Source organism: Novosphingobium jiangmenense, assembly GCF_015694345.1.
Taxonomy (GTDB): domain Bacteria; phylum Pseudomonadota; class Alphaproteobacteria; order Sphingomonadales; family Sphingomonadaceae; genus Novosphingobium; species Novosphingobium jiangmenense.
Genome location: NZ_JADQDC010000030.1, coordinates 1 through 1,453, shown reverse-complemented (window position 1 = coordinate 1,453; position 1,453 = coordinate 1). Strand labels below are relative to the sequence as shown.

General features: G+C 63.1%; 1 protein-coding gene. It reads left to right on the top strand.

Annotated elements, in window-relative coordinates; translation table 11 throughout:
- Positions 1-65: 65 nt before the first annotated feature.
- Positions 66-1,421, top strand: a complete 1,356-nt coding sequence (gene tnpC, locus I2488_RS19390; protein ID WP_196277438.1) for an IS66 family transposase — start codon at positions 66-68, stop codon at positions 1,419-1,421.
- Positions 1,422-1,453 lie beyond the last annotated feature (32 nt).

Here is a 1,453-nt window from a genome sequence, read left to right as displayed (position 1 = left end):
GTAACTGCTCACGAGGTTGGCAGAAAATGGTTGCGCGGTGACTCGGAGTTTGATTCACCCTTGGGATGGCCCCACCCCCGCTTCATGTGCTGAGCGAAGCTGAGAAGAACGAGCTTCTGCTTGCGCAGCACGAGATGATCGAGCGGATGGCGGCGCGGATTACGGAACTTGAGGGGCTGGTTGGCAAGCCGCGCAAGACATCCTCGAACTCGCACATCCCGCCGTCGAAGGATGATTTCGGCAAGAAGGGTGGCAAAGGGCGCAAGCCGAAGGCAGGCAAGCGCCCGCCGCGCGAGGGCAAACACCGCCCACTGGCGGAGGCACCAGACAAGACCGAACGCGTCATGGCCAGCGAGTGCGGCCACTGCGGTACGGATGTGACCGGCCAGGTACAGCAGTGCCGGCAGCGCTACGATCACGTCGACCTGCCACCAATCCGTCCCGTCGTCACCCGCGTCGAACTGTGGGGTGGGCGCTGCCGGTGCTGTGGCCGACGCTACAAGGCGCAGGCGCCTATGGGCATGGCGCCCGGTTCGCCCTTCGGCCCCGGCATCCGGGCGCTCATGGCCTATCTGCACCATAGCCATCACGTGGGTTTCGAGCGTCTTTCCCGGATTGCCGGCGAACTGTTCGGGCTGACGATTTCCGAAGGCGCCATCGCCAACATGTTCCGCCGCCTGCGCACCAGCATGGATGCGGCCACGACTGCGATCCGCGCCAGATTGCTCAAGGCGCGCATCATTGCTTCGGATGAGACGACGACCCGGACCAACGGCGTGATCCAGTGGCAGTGGGTGTTCCTGTCCAGCAACGCTGTCCTGCACAAGATTGCCTCGCGCCGGGCCCGCAGCGTTGCAGAAGACGTGCTGGGGCAGCATCGACCGGATGTCTGGGTCTCCGACCGCTATTCAGGCCAGCAGGAGTTGGGACGCGAGCACCAGGTTTGCCTCGCGCATGTGCTTCGCGATGTTCAGTACGCCATAGACAGCGGCGACACTGCCTTTGCCCCACACATCCGCGACCATCTGCGCTGGGTGATCAAGGTCGGGCGACGACGAGACCAGCTCAAGGATAGCACGCTGGCCGCCTATGCTGCCAAAGCCGACAATATCCTCGATCGTCTGGTCGCCAGGCCCGTCGCTCATCCTGCCGGGCGTGTCCTGCTCAAACAGATCAAGGCATGGCGGGGGAAGTTCTTCGTCTTCCTCACAAACCGTGACGTGCCTGCCACGAACAACATCTCCGAGCGCGAAATCCGACCCTCGGTCGTCTTCCGCAAGGTCACCAACGGCTTCAGATCAGACTGGGGCGCTCAGATCCATGCAGGATACCGTTCCGTCACAGGCACTGCACGCCTCTCTGGCCAGTCCGCACTCAGCGCAATCCGCGATCTCGTCGATGGACGCTTCGCCGTCGCTTGATCGGCATCAGTGCCAACCACCTGAGCAGTTAC

What these genes read in the sequence shown, in the direction of transcription:
- tnpC (WP_196277438.1), top strand. Translation starts at nt 66, where the DNA reads ATGGCCCCACCCCCGCTTCATGTGCTGAGCGAAGCTGAGAAGAACGAG.